Here is a 25,379-nt window from a genome sequence, read left to right on the forward strand (position 1 = left end):
GTTCCAGGATTAACCTTTCATTAGCGATGTCGCGGCCAATCGCTCCCGGCAAAAAGTCAGGGGGCGAATATGCGGACATTGGGATATCTATTGGCGGCGGTCGGCTGTGTCGGCGTGACCGCGCCGGTCGCGGCGCAGGGGCTGCGCGGGCTGCCGCCCACCGCCAGGAGTGATGCGGACAAGGCGCCCGTCGCCGAGAATACGTCGGACATCATCGTCACCGCGACCCGCCGGTCGCAGCGCCTGTCCGACGTGCCGATCGCGGTGAGCGCTTATGGCACCACCGCCCTGCAGAATTCCGGCGCGACCGATATCCGCCAGACCGCGCAGCTCGCACCGTCGCTGATGGTCGCGTCGTCGGGGTCGGAGGCGAATGCGACCGCCCGGCTGCGCGGCATCGGCACCGTCGGCGACAATCCCGGGCTGGAAAGCTCGGTCGCGATGTTCATCGACGGCGTCTATCGCAACCGCACCGGCAACGGCCTCAACGACATCGGCGAGATCGAGCGGATCGAGGTGCTGCGCGGCCCGCAAGGGACGCTGTCGGGACGCAATTCGTCGGCGGGCGCGATCAGCATCTACACCAAATATCCCGAATTCACCTACGGCGGCTATGGCGAGGCGAGCTACGGCAATTATCAGGCGATAAGGCTCGCCGGCGCGATCACCGGCCCGTTGGTCAAGGACGTGCTCGCCTTCCGCATCGACGGCGTCACCGCCAGGCGCGACGGCTTCTATCACGACGTCGTCAACGACACCGACTATAACGATCGCCGCCGCGCCTTCGTCCGCGGCCAGCTGTTCTTCAAACCGCAGGACGGGCTGTCGCTGCGCCTGATCGGCGACTATACCTACCGCAACGAGAAATGCTGCGGCGCGGTCTATGTCGACACGCGCGAGAAATATGATCCCACCCCCGGTCGCCCGGGCGATGTCGCCTTCGCGCCCCGCAACCGGATCGTCACGCTGATGAAGGACATGGGCGGCGTGCTGCCGAGCGACGGCGATCCCTACAATCGACAGATCGCGATCACCCCCGGCCGCGCCTATGGCAATATCGTCAAGGACTATGGCCTGTCGTCACGCATCGGCTGGACGTCGGGCGACGTCCAGCTCATCTCGATCAGCGCCTATCGCGAATATAAGGCGGGGACGGCGGGAGACTTCGACGGCACCAATCTCGACATCGCCTATCGCGGCAAGGATGCGTACCGGCAATTCCACACCTTCACGCAGGAAACGCGGCTGAGCGGCACGGCCTTCGGCAATCGCCTCGACTGGCTGGTCGGCGGCTATTTCGCGCATGAGACGCTGCGTTCGGTCGAATCGCTGCATTTCGGATCGCAATATGGCGTCTTCGCCGCGTGCAGCATGCTCGCCGCCTTCGATCCGGCCGGGGCGGTGCGCGATGTCCGCGCGCCCGGCTGCATCAAGCCGGCGATCCGCTCCACCGCGATCGCCAATATCGGCAGGCCGCTGATCGCCGGGATCGACCGGCTGACCGCGTTGCACGACGTCACCAACGCGCACGATATCTTCCAGCAGACGAGCGACAATTTCGCTGTCTTCACCCATAACATCTATCGCATCACCGATAGGCTGAGCGTGACGGGCGGTTTGCGCTATACCCATGAGCGCAAGACGCTGCATGCGGCGCTCAACAGCGACAACGTCACCTGCGGGGTCCAGCAGTCCGGCCTCGCCGGCCTGTTCTCGAACCGCGATCCGCGCGTCCGGCGAGCGGCGGCGGCGATCATCCGGCAGAGCTGCGCGGGCAATTCGACCACGGCGTTCAACGACACGCCGATCGCCGATGCGAAGCGCGAGGGGCAGGTGACCGGCACGGCGGTCCTGTCGTGGCAGGCGCGGCCGCACACACTGTTCTACGCATCCTATGCGCATAGCTATAAGGCAGGCGGCTACAATCTTGCCCGCGCAGGGCTGGCCGACGACGCCTATACGACGCCGGCGGCGGCGGGCAGCAGCCTGCGCTTCGATCCCGAGACGGTGCGCGCGGTGGAGGTCGGCGCCAAGTACAGCGGCGCCGCCTTCAGCGCGAACATCGCCGCCTTCCGGTCGGATTTCAGCAACTTCCAGCTTAACACCTTCAACGGCGCGGCATTCGTCGTGCAGAATATCGGCGCGTGCAGCGAATCGCTTCACGGTACCGACATCGATCGGCTCAGGGGTTCGGGGCGCTGCACCGGCACCGTCGGCGCCGGCGTGGTGACGCGGGGTATCGAGATCGAGGCCGGGCTCTATCCCCGCCGCGATGTGACGGTCACCGCCGGCTACACCTATGCCTATACGCAATACCGGCATAATCTGGTCGGCAGCGCCGAGGGCGCCCCGCTTAGCACCAGCCTGTTCCTGCTGCCGGGCAATCAGCTCTCCAATGCGCCGCGTCACGTCGTCACCGAATCGGCGAGCTGGACACCGGCGTTGGGCGACACGGGCCTGTCGGCGCTCTTCTACGTCGATAGCCGGCTGAGCAGCGACTATATCGCCGGCTCCAACCTGTTCGTCGAGAAGCGGCAGCCGGCCTATCTGCTAGTCAATGCCCGGATCGGCGTGCGGGGACGCGACCAGCGCTGGTCGGTCGAGCTGTGGGGACAGAATGTCCTCAACGCGCGCTATGAACAGGTCGCCTCCTCCGCCTATCTGCAAGGCAACGGCAGCCTGTCGCAGGTCGAGCGGTTCGGTTACCCGCGCTACGCGGTCGGCAATGCGCTGACCATCGCCATGCTGGCCGAACCCCGCACCTACGGCCTGACGCTCCGCTCGCGCTTCTAGCGCGCGTCCGCGGCGGCGCCGGATCGGCCAGGCGCCGCCGCTCCGTCGAAAGAATGGGGTTGTGAGACGCATGAGCGTCGGATCGGACCTATAATGCGAACACCGACCTTCGCGGGGGCGGCCGGCGCCCCGACGAGTGGGGCGACGCCGTCACTGCAGCGTATGCCGGGGGTAAGATGAACGCATTACTGGCCGATCCGACCGAGCGGTCGGCGATCCACCCGGCATATCGGTACGCCGAGCCGTGCGTGGAGCGTTCCAGCACCGCCCGGTCGCGACGCCACCCCTGTTTACCGCTTCTGGAGGTCCGACGACCATGAAGATCCCGCGCAAGCTCGGCTTGTCGTTCCTCGCCATCAACGCCACCGCGGCGATCGTCATGCTGGTGTTCTTCCTGAACATCCAGTCGATCGAGCGGTCCACCGCGCGCAACAACATCAGCCAGACGATCTATGCCAAGGCGCTGACGCTCGAAACCTCGATGCTGCGGCAGAACAGCCAGTTCCGCGGCTTTCTTGTGACCGGCGACCCGTCCTATCTCAAATCCTACAACGAGGGCGCCAAGGCCTATGACGATACCGCGGCCGAGCTCGAGGACCTGCTGCGCGGTGACGCCGATAAGCTGGACCGGCTGCATATCGCCAACCGCGAGGCGCTGGCATGGCGCCGCAACTGGGGCGACCGGCTGATCCAATGGGTCAGGGACGGCCGACGCGAGGCTGCCGAGGCGGCGGTGCGCGCCGCGGGCGAGAAGGTGCTGGTCAGCAAGGTCGCGCTGCCGCTGCGCGACCTGCGCAACGTCGAGACCAAGGAGATGGAGGCCAATGCCGCGCAGCAGGACCGCGCGATCCATCATGCCGTGGTGGTGCTCGTCATCGGTTCGATCGCGCTGATGGGACTGGCGTTCACCCTCGCCAACGTGCTCGGCCGCCAGATCGCCCGGCCGATCACCGCGCTGACCGGCGTGATGACCGACCTCGTCGCCGGCCGCAACGATGTCGATGTACCCGCGACCGATCGCTACGACGAGCTCGGCGCCATGGCGCAGGCGGTCACCGTGTTCCGCGATACCGCCAAGGCCAAGGTCGCGGCGACGATCGAGCGCGACGCGGCGGCGGCGAAGATCGGTGACGGTCTGCGGCGGCTCGCCGCGGCGGATCTCACCGTCCGCATCGAGGGCATGCCCGACAGCTATCTGAGCTTCGCGGACGATCTCAACCACGCCGCCGAAAGCCTGTCGCGCACCGTCGCCGAGGTGCGCGCCGGCGCCACCGCGATCCTGCACAATACGGACGAGATCAGCCGCGCCACCCAGCATCTCTCGCAACGCACCGAGCAGCAGGCGGCGGCGATCGAGCAATCCGCCGCAGCGCTCGACGAGGTCACCCGCTCGATCCATGACGGTGCCGGTGCCGCGATCGGCGCGAGCCGCTCGATGAGCGAGGCGAAGGACGAGGCGGAGCAGGGCGGTACGGTGGTGCGCGAGGCGATCGCCGCGATGCAGGGGATCGACAAGGCGAGCAAGGAGATCGCCGAGATCATCGCGCTGATCGACGGCATCGCCTTCCAGACCAACCTGCTCGCGCTCAACGCCGGTGTCGAGGCGGCGCGGGCGGGGGAGGCCGGGCGCGGCTTCGCGGTCGTGGCGCAGGAGGTGCGCGCGCTCGCGCAACGCTCCGCCAATGCCGCCACCGAGGTCAAGCAGATGGTCAATTCCGCCGCGGCGCATATCCGCACCGGGGTCACCCGCGTCGACGAGACGGGGCAGGCGCTCGCACGGATCATCGATCGCGTCGCCGCGGTCAGCGTCGCGATCGAGGCGATCGCTCAATCCTCCGACCAGCAGGCGCGCAGCCTCGCGCAGGTCAACACCGCGATCGGCGAGATGGATACGATGACGCAGGAAAATGCCGCGATGGTCGAACAGACCTCGGCGGCGGCGCGTCAGCTTGCCGACAAGGCGGAGGCGCTCGATCGATCCGTCGATTCGTTCAGGATCGATGCCGCGGCCGCGGTACCGCCACCGCCGCCGGCACCGCCGTCGCGCCCGGTGCGCGTGCTCACCCCGACCAAGACGGAGGCGGACACGCCGAAGGAGCCGGGACGGCCGCGGCTCGTCGCCAATGGGGATTGGGATACGTTTTGACCCTGTCAGCGTCGGCGCGGATCACGGCTGATCGATCGTTGCCCCAGCCGGGTCCGCTCGCCACCCATGCCGAGGTCGTGCGCGCCCTCGGCTCGAGCTTCGTCCCGGCGGTGCTCGAAGCCACGGAGCGGCAATTGCACCATGCGCCGCGCACCGCCGCGCTGATCGCGGCATGGCCGCGCGACGTCGCCGCCGATGCGCTGGCGATGCGCGTCAATGCGGCGCTGCACGCGCTCGCCCGCAGCGAGGCGATCCCGGCGCTCACCGCGCTCTACCGGACGCAGCGCGGCGATTTCGACGCGGCGATCGGCGAGGCGCTGGCGCAGGGCGATGCGATGATCGTCGACTGGCTGCGCGATCCGCCGCAGACCAACGAAGTCGGCCGCACCGCCTCGATCGTCGCGGCGCTGATGGTCGCCCGCCGGCGCTTCGACATGCCGTGCGAGCTGCTCGAACTCGGCGCGAGCGCCGGGCTCGCGCTCAACCTCGATCGGTATGCCTATACGCTCGGCGGGCGCGAAATCGGCTGTTCGGGATCGCCGGTGCGGGTGGCCCCGGACTGGCATGGCCCGCCGCCGCCGGTGCGGCCGATCGCGATCCGGTCGGCGCGGGGCGTCGATCTGCGGCCGGTCGACATCGCCGATCCGGCGGCGCGGGCGCGGCTGATGGCGTTCATCTGGGCGGACCAGCAGGAGCGGCTGCAACGCCTCTCCGCCGCGATCGCCATCGCGCTGGCGCGACCGCCGCAGGTCGACCAGGGCGACATCACGACCTGGCTGCCCGCGCGCCTCGCCCTGCCGCAGGCGGAGCGATGCTGCCGCGTCGTCGTCCATTCGATGGCGCTGCAATATCTCGATCCGGCGGGTCGGCGTGCGGTCGAGGCGGCGTTCCGCGACGCGGGCGCCCGCGCCGATGCGGACCGGCCGCTGGCGCGGATCGCCTTCGAATGGACCGCGGCGCGCGAGGCGGTGCACCTCAGCCTGACGCTCTGGCCCGACGGCACGACGCAGCATCTCGCCACCTGCCATGCTTATGGCGCCTGGGTCGAATGGCACGGACCGAGCGACTGATGCGACGCGGACGCGGCTGATGCGTTCTCGCCTCCCCAGCACAGGAGGACGCCGCGGATGATCGCTCTCGCCGATTACGAAACCGACAAGCCGTACAAGGGCCATTACAAGCGCGATCTCGCCGCCTTGCAGGACCGGCTCGAACAGATCCTCGTCGCCTATATCGTCCGTGGCGGGCGCGCGGTGATCATGTTCGAAGGCTGGGACGCGGCGGGCAAGGGCGGCATCATCCAGCGGCTGACCACCAGCTGGGACCCGCGCCATTTCGACGTCCACCCGATCGCCGCGCCGACCGAGGAGGAGAAGGCGCACGACTTCCTCTGGCGCTTCCGCCGCGCCTTGCCCGCGCCGGGCGATATCGCGGTGTTCGACCGCAGCTGGTACGGGCGCGTCCTCGTCGAGCGGGTCGAAGGCTATGCGAGCGAAGCGGAATGGCAGCGCGGCTATGAGGAGATCAACGCCTTCGAGGCGGAGATGATGGCGGACGGCATCACCCTCATCAAGCTGTTCGTCCACATCAGCCAGGCCGAGCAGGACCATCGGCTCGAACGACGGCTCGACGATCCGTGGAAGCGGTGGAAGACCGGCCTCGACGATTATCGCAACCGCGGCCGCCGCGGCGACTATCTGCTGGCGATGCACGATATGTTCGCGCGCACCGATACCGGCGGCGCGCCCTGGACGGTGATCGCCGGCGACGACAAGAAGGCGGCGCGGATCGCAGCGCTGCGCCTCATCGCCGACCGGCTCGCGGCGGGCGTCGACATGACCCCGCCGCCGCTTGACCCGGAGGTGAAGCGCGTCGCCCGCGCCGCCCTCGGCCTCGATTAGCCGCGGCTAGAAGCTCGCCTCGGCATAGATGCGCGACAGGTCGCCCGCCCAGTCGCCGTGATAGCGGTCGAGCAGCACCTGCGCCGGCACCTTGCCCGATCGCACCACCTCGCGCAGCGGATCGAGGAAGCCGGTCTCATTGTCGCCCATCGCATTGGTGCGGGCACGCGCGGCGAGGCCGGCATGGGCGATGTCGAGCACCGGCCCGGCAATGTCCCCCAGCCGCCCGCCGCCGGGCAGCGGCGCGTCGAGCGCGAGCCGCGGCACCGCGCTGCGCAACGCCTCGCGATCCTCCATCGACCAGTCCTTGACGAGGTCCCACGCCGCGTCGAGCGCCGCATCGTCGTAGAGCAGCCCGACCCAGAAGGCGGGCAGCGCGCAGATCCGGTTCCACGGCCCGCCGTCGGCGCCGCGCATCTCGAGGAAGGTCTTGAGCCGCACCTCGGGGAAGGCGGTGGAGAGATGGTCGTTCCAGTCGTCGATCGTCGGCTTCTCGCCGGGCAGCACGCTCAGCTCGCCGCGCAGGAAGTCGCGGAACGACAGGCCCGCGGCATCGATGTAGCGGCCGTCGCGATAGACGAAGTACATCGGCACATCGAGCATATAGTCGGCATAGCGTTCGTAGCCGAAACCGTCCTCGAACACGAACGGCAGCATGCCGGTGCGCGCCGGATCGGTATCCGACCAGATGTGGCTGCGATAGGAGAGGAAGCCGTTGGGCTTGCCCTCGGTGAACGGCGAATTGGCGAACAAGCCGGTGGCGAGCGGCTGCAACGCCAGCCCGACGCGGAACTTCTTCACCATATCGGCTTCGCTGGCGTAATCGAGATTGACCTGGATCGTGCAGGTCCGCAGCATCATGTCGAGCCCCATGCTGCCGACGCGCGGCATATGGCGCAGCATGATAGCATAGCGGCCCTTGGGCATGATCGGCAGCTCGTCGCGCCGTTTGTCGGGCCACATGCCGAGCCCGAGGAAACCGATCCCCAGCGCATCGCCCGCCGCCTTGACCTGTTCGAGGTGCCGGCCTGTCTCCGCGCAGGTCTGGTGCAGCGATTCGAGCGGCGCGCCGGACAGCTCGAACTGCCCGGCGGGTTCGAGGCTGACGCTGCCGTCGGCGCCGGTCAGCGCAATAATCTTGCCGCCCTCCTCGACCGGCTGCCAGCCGTGCGGTTGCAGCGCGTGGAGCAGGTCGCGGATGCCGCCCGGCTCGTCCCAGGCGGGGGCGCGGTGATCGTCCAGCCGATAGACGAATTTCTCATGCTCGGTGCCGATCCGCCACCGGTCGCGCGGCTTCTCGCCACGCGCGAAATGGGCGATCAGCTGGTCGCGCGATTCGATGATCGGTGCGCCCGCGGCGCTCTCGGTCTTGGTCGTCATGCCGCGGCCTTACGCGGGGATGAACGTACGCGCCAGTCAGCTTTCCTGCCAGTCTCCGCATGCCGCCATCCAGAGCGAAACCGCCGCCGTCGCGGCGGTATCGGCGCGCAGGATGCGGGGGCCGAGGCTGACCGCCACCGCCTGCGGCACGGCGCGGATCGCGCTGCGTTCCTCGTCGGTGAAGCCGCCTTCCGGGCCGATCAGGATCGCCGCCGGCCCGGGCCGTTCGCGCATCGCCGCCAAGGCCGGCGCACCACCCGATTCGTCGGCGAAGAACAGGGCGCGCTCCGCCGGCCAGTCGCGCAGCAGCGCCGTCAATTTGGTCGACTCGGCGAGCACCGGCAGCGCGGTGCGCGCGCATTGCTCCGCCGCCTCGACGATATGGCTGCGCAGCCGGTCGAGCTTGGGGCGGTCGACGATCGTCCGCTGCGTCACCACCGGCACCAGCCGGTCGACGCCGAGCTCGCAGGCTTTCTCCACCAGCCAGTCGATCCGCCCCTTCTTGAGCGGCGCGGCGCACAGCCACAGGTCGGGCACCGGCTCGCGCGGTCGCAGCCGTGTCGACACGTCGACAGTGAGGTCGCGCTTGCCGACCTGCGTCGCGGTGGCGAGCCATTCGCCGGTGACGTCGTCGCACAGCTTCACCGGATCGCCGGGGGCGATGCGCATCACCGCGATCAGATAATGCGCGGCCGGGCCGTCGATCCGGCGCGGCCCCGGCACCAGCTCGCTGTCGACGAACAGCCGCGGCGTCGATTGCGGCGGCCAGGCGGGGGTGGCGGTCATGATTGTCCCTTGCGGCGCTGCCGCGCCCATAATTTGCGCGCGACGATCCAGCCGAGCAGCAGCGCCACCGCGAGCCCGGCCACCGCGAAGGCGACGACGCCCGCGACGCGGAGGATCGCCCAGAACAGCGCCTCGACGAACCGTCCCACCGCTACCGACAAACCGATCATCCTGACGCGCCTGCCGCACTTTCGTGGCCGGAGCGAGGCAAAAGCGGCGCTGGGCCTTGCCGCCGGCGGCGATTGCACGGCAAGAGCGGCGCCATGTCAGCCGAGATCGTCCCCGACAGCGAACACCGCGGCCTCGTCGGGCGGCTGCCGCCGACGCTGCGCGGCCTTGCCCTGCTCGCCCGGCTCGACCGGCCGATCGGCTGGTGGCTGCTGTTCTGGCCGGGGGCCTGGGCGGTCGCGCTCGCCGGCGGCGCGGCGACTCGCTGGCCGCTGATCCTGTGGATCCTCGCCGGCAGTATCGCGATGCGCGGCGCCGGCTGCGTCTATAACGACATCGTCGACCGCGATCTCGACGCGCAGGTCGCGCGCACCCGCGCGCGGCCGATCCCGAGCGGACTGGTGTCGCTCAAGCTCGCCTGGCTGTGGCTGCTCGCGCTCTGCCTCGTCGGCCTCATCGTGCTGCTGCAACTGCGCCCGCTCGCCGCCGGCGTCGCGCTCGCCAGCCTCGCGCCGGTCGCCGCCTATCCCTTCATGAAGCGGATCACCTGGTGGCCGCAGGCGTGGCTCGGCCTCGTCTTCTCCTGGGCGGCGCTGGTCGGCTGGGCCGAGGTGGCGGGCGCGCTGTCGCTGCCGATGGTGCTGCTCTACGCCGGCTGCATCGCCTGGACGATCGGCTACGACACGATCTACGCCTTGCAGGACCGTGAGGATGACGCGCTGATCGGTGTGCGCTCGTCGGCGCTGCGGATGGGCAGGCGGGTGCGCAGCGGCACCGCGCTCTTCTATGTCGCGGCGCTGGCCGGATGGGGCGCGGCGATCTGGTGCGTCCGTCCCGATCCGCTCGCGCTGCTGTCGCTGCTGCCGGTGGCGCTGCATTTCTGCTGGCAGATCGCGACGCTCCGCCCCGACGACGGCACCAACGCGCTCGCCCGCTTCCGCAGCAACCGCTTCGCCGGCCTGCTGATGTTCCTCGCCTGCGCGGTTGTGGGGTCGTCCGCGGGGTAGGGGCGGGCCTCGCCCGCGATCGGCGAACCGAAGGTCGGCGCCTCGACTACGGTCCTGACGGTGCGTCGACCAGGGATACGAGCCAGTCGCGCACGGCCGCGACGTCGGGCCGGTCTGCCGCGGTCGCCGTCGTGACGATGACATAGCCGCCTTTCGTGATGACCGGCCCGAACGGATGGACCAGCAGACCGGTCTCGATGTCCGGTGCTGCGAGGATCAGACTGCTGAGGACCGCTCCGTGGCCGGCGATCGCGGCCTGCAACGCATGGCCGTCGTCGGTGAATCGTGGTCCGCTCTCCACCGCAAGGTCGTCCATCCCGGCGAGGCGTGCCCAGGTCGCCCAGTCCGGTCCGGCCACCGGGTGGATCCATTCGGAGTGGAGCAACGACGTGCGACGCAGGTCCGCCGGGGTCGCGATCATGAGGCTCGGGCTGCACAGGACGCCGACCCGCTCCGCCGCCAGCGGGGTGGCGATGAGCGGGTCGAACGGCCCCGTGCCGTAACGGACGGCGATATCCGCTGCTCCGGCGGCAAGATCGACCGGGGTGTCGCTCGCGTGGAGATGAAGGTCGATGTCGGGATGGGCCCGGGTAAAGCCGCCGAGCGCCGGCACCAGCAGGCGGGCGGTGAACAGCCGCGTCGCCGTCAGCACGACGGTCGCCCGCGCGGCGGGCTTGCGCAATTGCGCCAACGTATCGGCGAAAGCGTCGAAGCCCGTCCGCAACACGGGGTAGAGCGTCGCCGCCGCCGGAGTCAGTGACACGCGCCGGACGTGACGGACGAACATCGGTTGGCCGAGCATGGCTTCCAGCAAGCGTATCTGGTGACTGATCGCCGTCGGCGTCACGCCAAGCTCGCTCGCGGCCTGACGAAAGCTGAGGTGCCGTGCCGCTGCCTCGAACGCGCGTAGAGTCGCCAGGGGCGGCAGCTGGCGTCGTGCCGTCACGGATGAACTCACGTCAGCTATCTCCTGAGCAATTCGCGTTCGTCAGAGCCATAGCATCACGCCAAAACGGTCGGGAGACAGATGAGGGATCCATTGTCATGCTGACCGATCGCACCGCCGTTCGCCGCCTGCTGCACATCGACGCAAGTGCCCGTCTCGGCCGTTCCGACGAGGTGGCGCACGGGTCGCACAGCCGACGCCTCTCGCACCGGTTCGTGACACGCTGGCAGACCCTGCGACCGGACGACGGCGTGATCCGGCGCGACGTTTCGGCATGCCCGCCGGCGATGATCGATCAGGCCTGGATCGATGCCAGCTTCACGCCGCCGGACCGACGTACCTCTATCCAGTCGGCCCGCCTCGTCGAAAGTGACGCGCTGACAGCCGAGCTGCTCGCTGCCGATCTGCTTGTGATCGGTGTGCCGATGTACAATTTCGGCATCCCGTCGCAGTTGAAAGCGTGGATCGACAACGTGGTACGGGTGGGGCTGACGTTCGGTTTCGATCGCCGCCGCCGGCCCGAACCCTATTGGCCGATGCTTCCCGCCGGCAGGAGTGTTGTGATTTTGACCGCACGCGGCGATTATGGGTACGATCCGGGCGGCCGTCTGGCGCATCGCAACGTCGTCGAAGCTGGCGTGACGATACCCCTCAATTATATCGGGTTGTCGCACAGTCATACGATCGCTGTCGAATATGACGAATTTGGCGACGAGCGCCTTGCCGCGTCAATCGACTCGGCCGAGCGCGCGATCGACGCTCTGGTCGATCGGTTGACGGGCGCAGCGCCCGACCATCCCGCCTGAACCACCAGACATCGCCCCGACGTTCCCCCTATGTCCTACACGCCGCCGACGCGCTATGTCCGCGCGCATGACACCTGTCCTCCGCCACGATCATCGCCAGAATCGAAACGATGGCAGCGGATCGTTTCGATCAAGGTGTCCATCTTGTCCATGTTGCCACAATTCGCCACAATCGCGGGGCCTAGCATCGCGCCGCCGCCGCCCCTAAGTCGTGGCGATGCTGACCCCTGATCAGGCGCGGGACCGCGCCGCCGATATCGTCGCCCGTGCCGTCACCGCCGGGGCCGATGCCGCCGACGCCGTCTTCGCCGCCGATGCCGCGCTCGAACTGTCCGTCCGACTGGGCACGCTTGAGGATGTTGGCCGCTCGGAGAGCGAGGAGCTGGGTCTGCGGGTGTTCGTCGGCCAGCGTTCGGCGAGCGTGTCGACCTCCGATCTGTCCGCCGATGCGGTCGCCGCGCTGGTCGAGCGCGCGGTGGCGATGGCGCGCGAGGCGCCCGAGGATCGCTGGGCGGGGCTCGCGCCGCAGGAGCGGCTGATGCACGGCGCGCCGCCGCTGCTCGACCTCGACGACGGCGGCACGCTCAGTCCGGCCGACCTGCGCGAGGCGGCGCTCGCCGCGGAAGACGCGGCGCGCGCGGTGCCCGGCGTCACCAACAGCGAAGGCGGCGGCGCGAGCAGCTCGCGATCGGTCTGGGCGCTCGCCACCAGCCACGGCTTCGCCGGCGCCTATGCCGCGACCGGCTACAGCCTGTCGGCCAGCGTCCTCGCCGGCGATGCGGCGAGCGGGATGGAGCGCGACTATGCGCATCACAGCGCCCGCCGCCACGCCCACCTCGATTCGCCCGAGGAGATCGGCCGCCGCGCCGGTGAGCGAGCGGTCGCGCGCCGCAATCCCGGCCGTGTCGCGAGCGGCGCGATGACGGTGGTGTTCGACCCGCGCGTCGGCTCGTCGCTGCTCGGCCATCTCACCGCGGCAATCTCGGGCCAGTCGATCGCGCGCAAGACCAGCTTTCTGCTCGACGCGCTCGGCACGCAGGTGTTCGACAGCGGCGTGTCGATCCACGACGATCCGCATCGCCCGCACGGGTTGCGCTCGCGCCCGTTCGACGGCGAGGGGCTGCCGGTCTCTCCGGTCGCGCTGATCGCCGAGGGGATGCTCGAAACCTGGCTGCTCGACAGCGGTTCGGCGCGGCAGCTCGGACTCGAACCGACCGGCCATGCCGCACGCGGCGTCGGTGGCGGTCCGGGCGTTTCGCCGAGCAACCTCTATATGGCGGCGGGGCACGTGCCGGTCGAGACGCTGATCGTCGACATCGCGGACGGCGTCTATGTCACCGAGCTGATCGGGCAGGGGGTCAATGGCGTCACCGGCGACTATAGCCGCGGCGCGGCGGGCTTCCGCATCGTCGGCGGCCAGATCGCCGGACCGGTGGCGGAGTTTACTGTCGCTGGCAATCTCAAGGACATGTTCCGCGCGCTGACCCCGGCCAACGATCTCGTCTTCCGCCACGGCTATAATGTGCCGACGGTGCGGATCGACGGCATGACGGTCGCGAGTGGCTGATCCGCGCGGCGAGCTCGCCGCTGCGGTCGCCGCGGTCGCGCAGGAGGCGGGGGCGCTCGCCTTCGCGCGCTGGCGTACCGACTTCGACCGGTGGGAAAAGACGCCGGGCAGCCCGGTGTGCGAGGTCGATCTCGACGTCGACCGGATGCTGCGCGCGCGGCTGTCGTCCTTGCTCCCGGATGCCGGCTGGCTGTCGGAGGAGACGGTCGACAATCCCGACCGGCTGCGCCACGCACGCGTCTGGGTGGTCGATCCGATCGACGGCACCCGCGACTATATCCGCGGGCGCGAGGGCTGGGCGGTGTCGGTCGCCTTGGTCGAGGACGGCCGTGTCGTCATCGGCGTGCTCGACGCGCCGGCGCGGGGCGAACGCTGGCAGGCGGCACTCGGCGCGGGGGCGACGCGCAACGGGGTGGCGCTCCACGCGGGCGATCGCCAGGTGCTGGCCGGTGCGCGCGTGCCGACCGATGCTCTGCCCAAGGTCGATCGCCACCTTGTCGCGGTCGCCAAGCCCAATTCGATCGCGTTGCGCATGGCGATGGTCGCCGCCGATGAGGCCGATCTGCTCGCGACACTGCGCTGGGGCAATGAATGGGACATCGCCGCCGCGACGCTGATCGCGGCGGAGGCGGGGGCAGGGGTGAGCGACGCGCTCGGCGCACGGCTGCGCTACAACAAGCCCGATCCCAAGGCGTTCGGCGTGATGGTCACCGCTCCCGGCATCCACGCCGAAGCGATCGCCTGGATCGAGGACCGGGCGCGGGCGGCGCTGCTCGGCTAAAGCCGTGCGGGATCGCCCCGTCCCCTCGGCTTTGCGTCTATAAGAGAGAGACCGAGGCATAGGAGGACACGGCCATGTTGGGGACGATCGCCGCCATTCTGTTGATCCTCTGGCTGCTCGGCTTTTCCTTCCATATCGCCGGCGGTCTGATCCATGCGGTGCTGGTGATCGCGCTGATCCTCGGGCTGATCCAGCTGTTCACCGGCCGCCGGATGCTGTGAGCGACCGCGTCTATCCGCTATCCATCTGATACCGTTTCGGTTCTTCTGGAACTCGAACCGCGTCCGTAACATTTTGTGTCCCGCAAGGCGGCCATCCGGCCGTCAGCCGCGAAGGGACAAACCAATGTTGTGGACGATCGCCGTCATCCTGCTCATCCTCTGGCTGCTGGGCTTCTCGCTCCATATCGCCGGTGGTCTGATCCACATCCTGCTGGTCATCGCGATCATCGTCGGCCTGATCCAGCTGTTCACCGGTCGCCGCGCCTTGTGACCCCTTGCGACGGCCCCCGGACGGGGGCCGTCGTCGTCACGATCAGTGCACGAAGCGCGCAACGACGTCGCGGTAGCTCCGGCTGACCTTCACGTTCGCGCCGGAGTTGAGCACGAGAAAACATTCGCCGTTGGTGTGCGGCTTCACCTGCTTGACCAGATCGAGGTTGACGATCGTCGAACGGTGCACGCGCTGGAACCGGCGCGGATCGAGCCGCTTCTCCAGGTCCTTCATCGTCTCGCGCAGGATCAGCGTATTGTCGGCGGTATAGATGCACATGTAATCGCCCGCCGCATCGATCCGCTCGATCGTGTCGACATCGACGCGGAAGATCTGGCCGCGATCCTTGATGTTGATCAGCTTCTCGAAGCGATTGGCGCTGACCGCGTCACCCTCGACCATATCGGCGGCAGCCTCCGGCGCATGTTCGGCGAGCACCTCCTTGAGCTTCTCGACCTCCTCGACGCCGCGCTTCTCGCTCAGTCGCTGACGGACACGTTCGATCGTATCGGCGAGTCGCGCCTCCTCGACCGGCTTCATCAGATAATCGACCGCCTGCGCCTCGAACGCGCGCAGCGCATGGTCCGAATAAGCGGTGACAAAGACGAACAAAGGCGGCTCGACCTCCATCAGCCCCTGCACCACGGAAAAGCCGTCGAAGCCGGGCATCTGGATATCGAGGAAGACGAGGTCGGGCTTGTGCGTCTTGATCGCGCGGATCGCCTCGCGGCCGTTGGAGCATTTCTCGATGATTTCGATATCATCATGCGCCTGGAGCCGAAGCTCCAATCCCTGGATCGCGAGCGGTTCGTCGTCCACCAGGATGGTTCTGATCGTCATGCGGCCTCTCTACTCAGATCGTCGAGCTGGAAGGGGATTTCGATCTCCACCGAAAACCCGCCAGCCGGCGCGGTACGCGTCTCGAAACGGTGGTCCGGGCCATAGGCCTGGATCAGCCGTTCCCTAATATTGGGGAGACCTACGCCGGTTGAAAGGCTTGGCATTGTCCGACCGTCGAGCAAACCCGGCCCGGTGTCGGATACGCCGATCTGCACGCGATCCCCGGCGAGCCGCACGCGGACGCAGATTTCGGCGCCTTCCTCCTGCGTGCTGACCGCATATTTGATCGCATTCTCGACCAGCGGCTGGAGCAGCAGCGACGGCAGCCGCGCGCGTTCGGCGGCCTGATCGATCTCGAACACCGGCCGCAACCGCTCCTCGAACCGCATCTTCTCGATCTCGAGATAGAGTTTGAGCGTCTCGACCTCCTGCGCGACCGTGACGTGCGCGGTCGGCTCGTTGGCGAGCGTGTAGCGCAGGAAGGACGACAGCCGGCTGAGCATCGCATTGGCGCGCTCGGTCTGCTTGAGCAGCACCAAGGTCGAGATCGAATTGAGCGTGTTGAAGAGGAAATGCGGGTTGAGCTGGTAGCGCAGCATCGCCAGCTGCGCGGAGGACGCCTGATTTTCGAGATGCTGCATCTCGTCGATCTGCTGCTCGACGATCAGGTAGAAGTTGATCCCGAAGTATAACGCCGACCAGCCGGCCATCACCGTGAAGGCGACGTAGAAGGAGACGAGCAGCCGTGGCAGCGTGACGCCGGGCTGTCCGTTCTGGATCAACGACCAGGTGAAGGTATCGAGGAAGGCGAAGACCAGCGTTGCGGCGACGAAGGCGACGACGGTCAGCGCCAGTCCCGGCGCGCGCGGCAGACCACGGAAATAGCCGTAGAAGGTCGAGAGCAGCAGGGTGATGCAATAGCCGACGATCGCCTCGACGATCACCGGGATGATCGCCTCCAACGAGACGTTGGTCAGCGTCGACGCGCCGCGCAGCAGCAGATAGCCGGTCCAGCCGACCGCCTGCAACGTCCAGAAGGCGCGGCTTTTGTTCTCGAAGAACGGACGCACGTTGAGCGCCGGGCGGGATGGGGCGGGAAGGGTCGCCATGTTGCCGCGTCTCTACACGGCTGATGCGGCCGGTGCAAAACAGAAGGCCGCCGCTCCCGGTGGGGAGCGGCGGCCTTGAGGTAGCTCTAAGGTCTTGGCGCGATCAGAAGGTGAAGCGCGCGCCGAGACGGATCGCATAGAGCGAGTTGTTGACCACCGTCGCAGTCTGAGGCGGCGCGTACGTCGAGTAGCGATACTGCGCACACGTTTGCGTCGGGGCGGTGTTCACAACCCCGGCGCCCGGCGTCGTCCCCGTCGGCGTAGCGACCGTCAGGCATTGCACCTGAACAGTTGCCGCAGTCTGAGGGAAGCCGAGCTGACGCAGGCCCGCCCAGTTATGATTGATCAAGTTCGGCAGGTTGCTGATGTCCGCGAAGATCGAGAAACGCGATTCGCCGAGGAAGGTCGGAATCTCCTGCTCAAGATGGAGATCGATCCGCGTGTTGACGCGGCTGCGGCCGATGTTCTTGCCCGCGATCTTGCCGCGATAGTCCTTCAGCGCAGAGTTGTTGATCAAGCTGTCAAGCGCGTTTTGCGTCGCCGTCGAGTCATAGCTGACGATCGGGTCGGACGTGCTCGTCGGCACGTACAGCAGGTAGCGATCGGTGTTCGACAGCGTGCCGAACACAGGCGAGCGGGTGCTGCCGGCGTTCTGCATCGTGTAGCTGAACGCACGTCCAGCTCGGGTTTCGCCAAACAACTGCACGATCGTACGATAGTCGCCGAAGAACGCATGATCGTAGCCGACGTTGTACTTGAACGAGAATTTGATCTGATCGTTCGAGGTACCGTAAGCCGGATAGTTGGGATCGTTGACCGGCTGGTTGCCATAATTCGACAGGATCGTCGACGAAGTGGCCGCTGCCACGTCCTTGACGATCTGCCGGGTATAGCTGCCGCCGAGCGACAGGCCCCAGTCGAACTGCTTGTCGAAGCGGATGACGCCGACATGGCTGTGACCGCGATCGGTGTTGGTCAGCAGGATGTCGTAGTTATTGTCGCTCGACACGCGCGTGCCGTTGATCACGGTGCCGATCGTCCGGGCGTTGTAGCGCGGACGTCCGTCCGGCAGCACGCCGATCACTGCCGATCGGATGTCGGTGAAGACGACGCCGTCACGAACCTTCGAGAAATAATAGTCCGCACCGACGTTGAAGCCGAACAGCTTATAGTCTGCCGACAGCGTCGCCTTCCACGACGACGGCAGGCGGAAGTTGGGCGCGAGGGCAGCGGTGGTCGTCAGCTGTGCGCTGCCGTTGGCGCCGAGCGCAAAGTCGCGCACTGCCGACGGGATCTGCCCGGTGACGTTGTTGAGCGCGGCATTGCACAAGGCGGTCAGCTGGGCGCCCGTCGCGCCAGTGAAGCCCGAGCAGGTCGCCGTTCCACCCGCCACGGCGGCGGCGGTGCGGTTGATCGTCAGCGTGTTGGCAAGGATCGTGTTCGAGAAGCTGTTGGACAGATAGATGTCCGGCGATCCGCCACCGAAGATGCCGCCACCGCCGCGGATGCGGAGCTTGTCGGTCACGTCATAGTTGAAGCTGATGCGCGGCTGGAACAGCGCCAGGCCCTTGTAGGTCTTGGTATTGGGGTAGCCGTAACGCGCCTGGAAGAACTGATTGTAGGTCGGGGCGTCCGCTTCTCCGAACACGTCCCAGCGGAATCCGTAGCTGACGCGCAGCTTGTCGGTGATACGCCAGTCGTCCTGGATACCGAAGTTCCACTGATCGTAGTGGAAGTTTGCCGACGCGCCGTTGGCGGCACCGTTGAGCGGTACGGCGTAGACGAGCTGATCAGCCTGCCGATTTTGGAAATTAGCGAGCGAGTCGAAATAATAGTTGCCGGCACTGTTCTGAAGGAAGTTGTTGAACGTCCGGTTCTCGTTCATTTCCGCGAGGAACTTAAGGTCGTGGCCGGCATTGCGGTAGCGCAGCAAGAACGAACCACCCCAGGTGTCGGTGAACAGTTCGTTGGTCTGACGCGAATTATCCGGTCCGAAGGCGAGCGTCGGCGTGCCAAGCGTGCCGGTCGCGCCTTGCGAGCATTGCGTCAGGCTGGCGAGGCTGGTCGGATCGTTACACACGCGGAACTGGGCAAAGTTATTGCCGAGCAGCGGGTTCTGACCACGCGTATAGTAACGATACAGACCGCGAATTTCCGTCGACAGCTTGTCGGTCCAGTCCGAATTCAACTGGACGATGCCGGCGCGGAGCAGCTCGGTCAGCGTATAGGCATTGGACGACAGGCCGTAGCTCGGCGAGGTCGTGCTGACGCTGGTGTTATTCTGGCTGCCCTGCGAATCGTAGGCATTGATATACGAAAGGCTCAGCCGCTGGCCGGTCGTAATATTGGCGTCAATGCGGCCGACGATCTTCTCGTCCTTACGCGCATTGATGCCAAGCACACCGCCTGGATTATAGTTATACGTCTGGTTAGAGATCGTGGAGACATTGTCGATCTGCGACTGCGTCAGGTTCGGGATTTGCGATAGCAGCGTATCGAACGGACGCGGATCGGTGTTGCGCTCGGCCGACACCATGAAGAACAGCTTGTCCTTGATCAGTGGACCGCGCAGCGTCGCGCCATAGGTCTCGGACTTAAACTTCGGGATGACGTACGTGTTCGATCCCAGCCGGCTACCCGACAGGCCATCCGTGTTCTGCGAATAGAAGCCGGTGCCGTGGAAATCGTTGGTACCCGACAGCAGCACGGCGTCGATCACGCCGCCCTGGAAGTTACCCTGTCGAAAATCATAGGGCGCGATCGAAACCGAAACCTGACCGATTGCATCATATGGAATCGGACCGCGGCCGGTCGGCGAAGCGTCTTGGTTGAGACCGAACTGATCGCCGACTTGGACACCGTTGATCGTAAAGCGATTGAAGCGGGGATTGACGCCGGCAAAGGAAACCGCGCCGCCGGTGCGCGAACCATTCGACAGATCGAGCGTCGCGAAGGGGTCGCGCCGCTGGATGTCACGGATATCGCGATTGACCGACGCGACCTTACGAACGTCCGCCTGCGTCAGCACCGTCGCCGGACCGTTCGATGCGACACCAGCGCCGCGGATCGAACGTGCCGTCACGACGATCTCGCCACCTGCGTCCGCAGGGGCGTCAGCGGTCGCGCCGAGTTCGACGGGCAGGGTGAAATCCTGCTGGAGAACGGTGTAAATGTCGGTGACGGTCTTGCTGCCGGCGTCGCTTGCGACCTCGACTGTGTAGGGGCCACCGACCCGCAGACCAGGGAGCGAGAACGAACCGGTCGCGTCGGTGCTCGTCTGCGACTTGGTGCCCGAGTTTACATCGGTCGCCGTCACGGTCGCCCCGGCAACCGGAGTGCCAGCGTTCGTAACGGTGCCACGAATGACCGAGGTCGTCTCCTGCGCCGACGCGGCGGCGGGTGCGATCAGCGCAACCGCAGCCACACCCAGGAAAAGGTTGTTTCGCATATCAATGTCCCCTTGGAGCCCTGCTCGAATCGCGGCTCTATCGTTCGCCGTTGCCGCGCCCCTGCACGCGCAATATTTCTGTTACGTGACATATGCGAGTCACCAGACACATCGCGGTGAAGTGATTGATCGCGCGTTGCAAAAAAGACACGCGGGGACTGCTTTATGTCAGCCTGAGGCCTGCACAATCTCAACCCACTGCGCCTCGCTGATCACCGTCACGCCAAGGTCGGCCGCCTTCTTGAGCTTCGATCCGGCATCGGCGCCGGCGACGACGAGATCGGTCTTCGCCGACACTGATCCGGAGACGCGCGCACCAAGCGCTTCCGCCTGTGCCTTGGCCTCGTCACGCGACAATGTTTCGAGTTTGCCGGTGAACACCACGGTCTTGCCGCTGACTTCGGACGCGCGCGTCTCCCAGATGATGTCGGTGGGGCGGACCTCGCGCAACAAATCGAAGACGACGTCGCGATTGTGCTTTTCCGCGCAGAAGCCGATCAGGGCGCCGGCGACTTCCGGGCCGATGCCGGGCGTCTCGATCGCCGCGACCAGAAGGCGGTCGCGGCGCAGCACGAACTTGCGTTCGGTTTCGCCGACCACCGGCTCGAGCCGATGATGGAGGAAGACCGCGTGGCGCAGCATCGCGCCCAGGGCACGGATCGAACGGTAGCGGCGCGCGAGGTCGCGCGCGGTGATTTCGCCGACATGACGGATGCCGAGCGCGAACAGGAATCGGTCGAGCGGGATCTCGCGCCGTGCCGCGATCGCCGCGACGAGGTTCGCGGCCCACACCTTGCCGTCCTTCTTGCGCGCGGCGAGCTGTTCCTCGGTCAAACGGAAGATGTCGGCAGGTGATTGGATCAGCCCGTCGGTAAAGAACGCCTCGATCAACGTCGCGCCGAGGCCGGTTATGTCGAACGCATGGCGTGAGACGAAGTGGATCAGTCGCTCGACCCGCTGCGCCGGGCAGATCAGGCCGCCGGTGCATCGATAGACGACCTCGCCTTCCTCGCGCTCGACCGCCGAGCCGCATTCGGGGCAGCAGCGCGGGAAGGGCCAAGCGGGCCGCTCGACATCGGGGGTGAGGTTGCGGACGATCTGCGGGATGACGTCGCCGGCGCGCTGCAGGACGACGCGGTCGCCTTCGCGCACGCCGAGCCGTTCGATCTCGTCGGCATTGTGCAGGGTCGCGTTGGTGACGACGACGCCCCCGACGGTCACCGGCGCGAGCCTCGCCACCGGGGTGAGCGCACCGGTGCGGCCGACCTGGATATCGATCCGCTCCAGCGTCGTCTGCGCCTGTTCGGCGGGGAATTTGTGCGCGATCGCCCAGCGCGGTACGCGGCCGACGACGCCGAGCCGCTCCTGCCAGTCGAGCCTGTCGAGCTTGTAGACGACGCCGTCGATATCGAACGGCAGATCCGCGCGCTGGGCCTCGATACCGGCATAGGTGCGGAGCACCGCCTCGCCATCGCCAGCCTCTGCGATATTGGGGGAAAGCGGGACCATGAGGTCGTCGTCGGCGACGCGGAACCCCCAGCGCCGGATATGCTGCATCATCGCCGATTGCGTCGTCTCCGGCAGCTCCGCCGCCTCCCCCCAGCCCCAGGCGAAGAAGCGCAGCGGTCGTGTCGCGGTCACCTCGGCATCCTTCTGGCGCAGCGAACCGGCAGCGGCATTGCGGGGATTGGCGAACTGGCGAGCCTTTGCCGGATCCTCCGCCTCGTCGAGCAGACGGCGGTTGAGCGCGGTGAAATCGTTCTTGGCCATATAGACCTCGCCCCGCACCTCGAAGCCAGCCGGCGCATCGTCGGGCAGCCGTTGCGGGATGTCCGCGATATGGCGCACGTTGGCGGTGACGTCCTCGCCGATCCGGCCGTCGCCCCGGGTCAGCGCCTGGACGAGCATCCGATCGACATAGCGGAGCGAGCAGGACAGGCCATCGATCTTGGGTTCGGCGGTGAGCAGCACCGGCTCATCGTCGCCGAGCCGCAGGAAGCGACGGATGCGGGCGATGAACTCCTCGACGTCGGCGGGCGCGAAGGCATTGTCGAGGCTGGTCATCGGCCGGGCGTGCGGCGCCTTGGCGAGATGCGCGGCGGGGGCGGCGCCGATCTGGCGATTGGGCGAATCGGCGCGGACGAGATCGGGGAAGGCGGCTTCGATCGCGGCGTTGCGACGGACCAGCGCATCATAAGCGGCGTCGCTGATCTCGGGCGCATCGTCGGTGTGATAGCGCTGGTTGTGATAGGCGATCTCGGCGGCGAGCGTGGCGAGCTCGGCTGCGGCCTCGGGCGCGGTCTGGGGCAGGTCGGTCATCGCGGATGGGTAGGGGAAGCGCCCCCGATCCGGCAAGCGCACTTCGGCGTCCTTGGATCAAGTGGCGGACGGACGCGGATAAACCTCGCATTTCGGATCGGCCTCGGTGAACCAATCGGCGTGGCGGGCGATTGGCCTTCACCCTTTCGGGAGTTGTGCCATGACCGATCAAACCAGTCGCCGCGACCTCTTCAAAGGCGCTGCCGTCGCCGGCGCCGCGGCCGTTGCCGCACCGGCATTCGCGCAAGCCGGCGCCGCGCCGGCCGGCGATCCGCGCACCAAATATCCTGCGCAGCCCTTTCCCGAGCAGAAGCAGAAATGGCCGGCGTTGCAGCGCGACATGAAACCGGTGCCCGATTGCGGTGAGGCGAGCTATCGCGGCTCCGGCCGGCTGGCCGGGCGCAAGGCGCTGGTCACCGGCGGCGATTCGGGGATCGGCCGCGCCGCGGTGATCGCCTTCGCGCGGGAAGGCGCGGATGTCGCAATCAACTATTTCCCGACCGAGGAGCCCGACGCGCAGGACGTCGCCCGGCTGCTGCGCGCCGAGGGGCGCAAGGTGGTGCTGATCCCCGGGGACCTGACCGACGAGGCCTTCTGCCGGAACCTCGTCGCCCGTGCCAATCGCGAACTCGGCGGGCTCGACATCCTGGTCAACAATGCCGCGTATCAGCAGTCGAAGGAGTCGATATTCGAGATCACCACCGAACAATTCGACCGGACGATGAAGACCAACGTCTATGCGATGTTCCACCTGTGCAAGGCGGCGATCCCATTGATGAAGCCCGGCGCAGCGATCATCAACACCGGCTCGGTCAATTCGGTCGCGCCGGAAGTGGAATTGCTCGACTATGCCTCGACCAAGGGGGCGATCCTGATCTTCACCAAAGCGCTCGCCAAGCAGCTCGGCAAACAGGGTATCCGCGTCAACATGGTCGCGCCGGGACCGATCTGGACGCCGTTGCAGGTGGCCGGCGGGCAATTGCCCGGCAAGATGCATGAATTCGGGCAGGACACGCCGCTCGGCCGTGCCGGACAACCCGCAGAACTCGCCGGCCTCTACGTTGCACTCGCCGACGGCGGCAACAGCTTCACCACCGGCAGCGCCTTCGGCGCCAATGGCGGGACGGGCGCGATCTGATCAGGCTCGGCTCAGGCGGTTTCGAGCAGCCGCTCCGCCTGAGCCCGCGCCTCGTCGGTGACGGTGGCGCCGGACAGCATGCGGGCGATCTCCTCGCGCCGCTCCGCCTCGCTGAGGACGCGGACGCCGGTTCGGGTGACGGTCCCGTCATGGCTCTTGGCGATCAGCAGATGCTCGGCACCACGCGCCGCCACCTGCGGCGAGTGGGTCACGACCAGCAGCTGGGTATGTTCGGCAAGCCGTGCGAGCCGCTCGCCGATCGCGCTCGCCACCGCGCCGCCGACGCCGCGATCGATCTCGTCGAAGATCATCGTCGCCGCGCCACCCTCTTCGGCGAGCGCGACCTTGAGCGCGAGGATGAAGCGCGACAGCTCGCCGCCCGAGGCTATCTTGGCGAGTGGGGCGAAGGGCGCTCCGGGATTGGTCGAGATTTCGAACTCGACGCGATCCTTGCCGTGCGACGACCAGCCGTCCTTGGCGTAGGGTATGACGACGGTCCGGAAGCGGGCCGCATCAAGCTTGAGAGGCGCAAGCTCGCCCGCCACCGCCACGTCGAGCCGTTCGGCGGCCGCACGGCGGCGTTCCGACAGCAGATCGGCCGCGGCGTCATATTTCACCTGCGCCGCGGCGACGTTCGCTTCCAGCCGCGCGATCCCGCCTTCGCCGGCCTCGAGCCGTTCGAGCTTGCTCCGCAACTCGTCCGTCAGCGCGGCAAGATCGTCGGGCTGGACGCGATGCTTGCGCGCCATGCCGCGCAGCTCGAACAATCTCGCCTCATCTTCTTCGAGCGCCCGCGGATCGAACGCGAGATCGCGGCGCGCCTCGGCGAGCTGCTCCTCCGCGACCCCCGCTTCGATCACCGCACGATCGATCGCCGCAAGGGCTTCGCCGAGCGCGTCATGATCGCCGGCGATCCGTTCGAGCACGCGCGCCGCCTGCCGCAATTGCGCGAGGCCGCCGTTCGATCCTTCGAGATAGTCTTCGATCGCGGCGAGATCGTCGGCGATCTTCTCGGCACGCTGCATGCCGCGACGCTTGTCGGCGAGCGCTTCCTCTTCCCCCGGCTCGGCGGCCAGCGCGGCAAGCTCGCCGACCGCATGTTCGAGCCATTCGCGATCACGCGCGGCGGTCTCGATCTCGGCACGCGCGGCGGCGAGCTCGGTCTCGGCGGCTCGCAATGTCGCCCAGGCGCGTGCGGTGTCGCCGGGATCGACGCGGCCGAAGGCATCGAGCAACGCACGATGGCCGCGCGGATTGAGCAGGCCGCGATCGTCATGCTGGCCGTGGATCTCGACCAGCATTGGCGCCATCTCGCGCAGCAGCGCCGCGGCGGCCGGCTGGTTGTTCACGAAGCCGCGGCTGCCGCCGTCCGCCTTGACGATGCGGCGGACGAGCAGGGGCTCGCCCGGTTCGATATCGACGCCGTTGTTCTCCAGCACCGCCGCGAGCGCGCCGGTCGGAGGATCGAACGTGGCGGTCACCACCGCCTGAGTCGCGCCGTGACGCACCAGGCCGGTCTCGCCCCGACCGCCGAGTGCAAGGCCGAGTGCGTCGAGCAGGATCGACTTGCCGGCACCGGTTTCCCCGGTCAGCACGTCGAGCCCCGCCCCGAATTCCAGGTCGAGCGCCTCGATCAGCACCACATCGCGAATGGACAGCGCGGTCAACATTGTGACGGCGATATAGCGCGCGTCGGCGGCAATGTTGATCCTTAAATGTTCTCTATTTTCGCAGCGGCGGTGACCCAGTCAG

The 25,379-nt window shown here is 67.3% G+C and carries 20 protein-coding genes; 11 read left to right on the forward strand and 9 right to left on the reverse strand.

What is annotated here, in order from left to right:
* Positions 1 to 69: 69 nt before the first annotated feature.
* The 4 genes from V8201_RS08895 to V8201_RS08910 all read left to right on the forward strand — a co-directional run bounded on the left by V8201_RS08895 (position 70) and on the right by V8201_RS08910 (position 6,840).
* On the forward strand, positions 70 to 2,793 hold the full coding sequence (locus V8201_RS08895; RefSeq protein WP_336545060.1) for a TonB-dependent receptor: 2,724 nt from the start codon (positions 70 to 72) through the stop codon (positions 2,791 to 2,793).
* A gap of 316 nt (positions 2,794 to 3,109) precedes the next feature.
* The gene (locus V8201_RS08900) at positions 3,110 to 4,939 is read left to right on the forward strand and encodes a methyl-accepting chemotaxis protein (protein WP_336545061.1); all 1,830 of its coding nucleotides are present in this window, start codon (positions 3,110 to 3,112) and stop codon (positions 4,937 to 4,939) included.
* 38 nt (positions 4,940 to 4,977) lie between these two features.
* Entirely contained in the window at positions 4,978 to 6,009 is a 1,032-nt protein-coding gene (locus V8201_RS08905; protein ID WP_336545062.1) for a DUF2332 domain-containing protein, read from the forward strand.
* Between the two features lie 57 nt (positions 6,010 to 6,066).
* On the forward strand, positions 6,067 to 6,840 hold the full coding sequence (locus V8201_RS08910) for a polyphosphate kinase 2 family protein (RefSeq protein ID WP_336545063.1): 774 nt from the start codon (positions 6,067 to 6,069) through the stop codon (positions 6,838 to 6,840).
* A 6-nt stretch (positions 6,841 to 6,846) separates the two neighbouring features.
* Here the strand turns inward: V8201_RS08910 and V8201_RS08915 are convergent, their stop codons facing one another.
* Genes V8201_RS08915 through V8201_RS08925 form a run of 3 tightly spaced genes read right to left on the reverse strand, consistent with a single transcriptional unit; the run spans position 6,847 to position 9,176 of the window.
* Positions 6,847 to 8,220, reverse strand: a complete 1,374-nt coding sequence (locus tag V8201_RS08915; protein ID WP_336545064.1) for a glutamate--cysteine ligase — start codon at positions 8,218 to 8,220, stop codon at positions 6,847 to 6,849.
* Between the two features lie 36 nt (positions 8,221 to 8,256).
* A complete protein-coding gene (locus V8201_RS08920) occupies positions 8,257 to 9,006 on the reverse strand; it encodes a 16S rRNA (uracil(1498)-N(3))-methyltransferase (RefSeq protein ID WP_336545065.1) in 750 nt (249 codons plus the stop codon).
* Positions 9,003 to 9,176: a hypothetical protein gene (locus tag V8201_RS08925; protein WP_037536571.1), complete on the reverse strand. Its 174-nt coding sequence runs from the start codon at positions 9,174 to 9,176 to the stop codon at positions 9,003 to 9,005. The genes V8201_RS08920 and V8201_RS08925 overlap by 4 nt, the downstream gene beginning before the upstream one ends.
* A 93-nt stretch (positions 9,177 to 9,269) precedes the next feature.
* On the opposite strand from V8201_RS08925, the gene ubiA reads away from it, so the two are divergent.
* Positions 9,270 to 10,181 carry a 4-hydroxybenzoate octaprenyltransferase gene (gene ubiA, locus V8201_RS08930; RefSeq protein ID WP_336545066.1) on the forward strand — a complete coding sequence of 304 codons (912 nt, stop codon included), beginning with the start codon at positions 9,270 to 9,272 and terminating at the stop codon, positions 10,179 to 10,181.
* A 46-nt stretch (positions 10,182 to 10,227) separates the two neighbouring features.
* Here ubiA and V8201_RS08935 read toward each other — a convergent pair whose 3' ends face one another.
* Complete coding sequence (locus tag V8201_RS08935; RefSeq protein WP_271298759.1) at positions 10,228 to 11,127, reverse strand: LysR substrate-binding domain-containing protein; 900 nt, start codon at positions 11,125 to 11,127, stop codon at positions 10,228 to 10,230.
* A gap of 98 nt (positions 11,128 to 11,225) precedes the next feature.
* On the opposite strand from V8201_RS08935, the gene V8201_RS08940 reads away from it, so the two are divergent.
* The 5 genes from V8201_RS08940 (at position 11,226) to V8201_RS08960 (ending at position 14,773) form a co-directional block, all read left to right on the forward strand.
* Entirely contained in the window at positions 11,226 to 11,933 is a 708-nt protein-coding gene (locus V8201_RS08940; protein WP_271298760.1) for an FMN-dependent NADH-azoreductase, read from the forward strand.
* A gap of 217 nt (positions 11,934 to 12,150) precedes the next feature.
* Complete coding sequence (locus tag V8201_RS08945) at positions 12,151 to 13,500, forward strand: TldD/PmbA family protein (RefSeq protein WP_336545067.1); 1,350 nt, start codon at positions 12,151 to 12,153, stop codon at positions 13,498 to 13,500.
* A complete protein-coding gene (locus V8201_RS08950) occupies positions 13,493 to 14,281 on the forward strand; it encodes a 3'(2'),5'-bisphosphate nucleotidase CysQ (protein WP_336545068.1) in 789 nt (262 codons plus the stop codon). Before V8201_RS08945 ends, V8201_RS08950 begins: the two co-directional genes overlap by 8 nt.
* Positions 14,282 to 14,355: 74 nt before the next feature.
* Entirely contained in the window at positions 14,356 to 14,502 is a 147-nt protein-coding gene (locus V8201_RS08955; protein ID WP_152542416.1) for a lmo0937 family membrane protein, read from the forward strand.
* A gap of 124 nt (positions 14,503 to 14,626) precedes the next feature.
* Positions 14,627 to 14,773, forward strand: coding sequence for a lmo0937 family membrane protein (locus tag V8201_RS08960; protein ID WP_017978775.1), 147 nt, complete (start codon positions 14,627 to 14,629; stop codon positions 14,771 to 14,773).
* A 42-nt stretch (positions 14,774 to 14,815) separates the two neighbouring features.
* Here V8201_RS08960 and V8201_RS08965 read toward each other — a convergent pair whose 3' ends face one another.
* From V8201_RS08965 to ligA, 4 genes are all read right to left on the reverse strand, one after another.
* Positions 14,816 to 15,613, reverse strand: a complete 798-nt coding sequence (locus V8201_RS08965; protein WP_037536559.1) for a LytR/AlgR family response regulator transcription factor — start codon at positions 15,611 to 15,613, stop codon at positions 14,816 to 14,818.
* Positions 15,610 to 16,722: a sensor histidine kinase gene (locus V8201_RS08970; protein WP_037536556.1), complete on the reverse strand. Its 1,113-nt coding sequence runs from the start codon at positions 16,720 to 16,722 to the stop codon at positions 15,610 to 15,612. The genes V8201_RS08965 and V8201_RS08970 overlap by 4 nt, the downstream gene beginning before the upstream one ends.
* 103 nt (positions 16,723 to 16,825) lie before the next feature.
* Entirely contained in the window at positions 16,826 to 20,170 is a 3,345-nt protein-coding gene (locus V8201_RS08975) for a TonB-dependent receptor (protein ID WP_271298763.1), read from the reverse strand.
* Positions 20,171 to 20,338: 168 nt separating this feature from the next.
* The gene (ligA, locus tag V8201_RS08980) at positions 20,339 to 22,489 is read right to left on the reverse strand and encodes an NAD-dependent DNA ligase LigA (protein WP_336545069.1); all 2,151 of its coding nucleotides are present in this window, start codon (positions 22,487 to 22,489) and stop codon (positions 20,339 to 20,341) included.
* Between the two features lie 160 nt (positions 22,490 to 22,649).
* Between ligA and V8201_RS08985 the strand changes: the two genes are divergently transcribed.
* The gene (locus tag V8201_RS08985; RefSeq protein WP_037536551.1) at positions 22,650 to 23,627 is read left to right on the forward strand and encodes an SDR family oxidoreductase; all 978 of its coding nucleotides are present in this window, start codon (positions 22,650 to 22,652) and stop codon (positions 23,625 to 23,627) included.
* An 11-nt stretch (positions 23,628 to 23,638) separates the two neighbouring features.
* Here V8201_RS08985 and recN read toward each other — a convergent pair whose 3' ends face one another.
* Positions 23,639 to 25,297: a DNA repair protein RecN gene (recN, locus tag V8201_RS08990; RefSeq protein ID WP_336545070.1), complete on the reverse strand. Its 1,659-nt coding sequence runs from the start codon at positions 25,295 to 25,297 to the stop codon at positions 23,639 to 23,641.
* Positions 25,298 to 25,379 lie beyond the last annotated feature (82 nt).

The sequence above is a fragment of the Sphingomonas kyungheensis genome (genome assembly GCF_037120395.1).
GTDB lineage: Bacteria > Pseudomonadota > Alphaproteobacteria > Sphingomonadales > Sphingomonadaceae > Sphingomonas > Sphingomonas kyungheensis.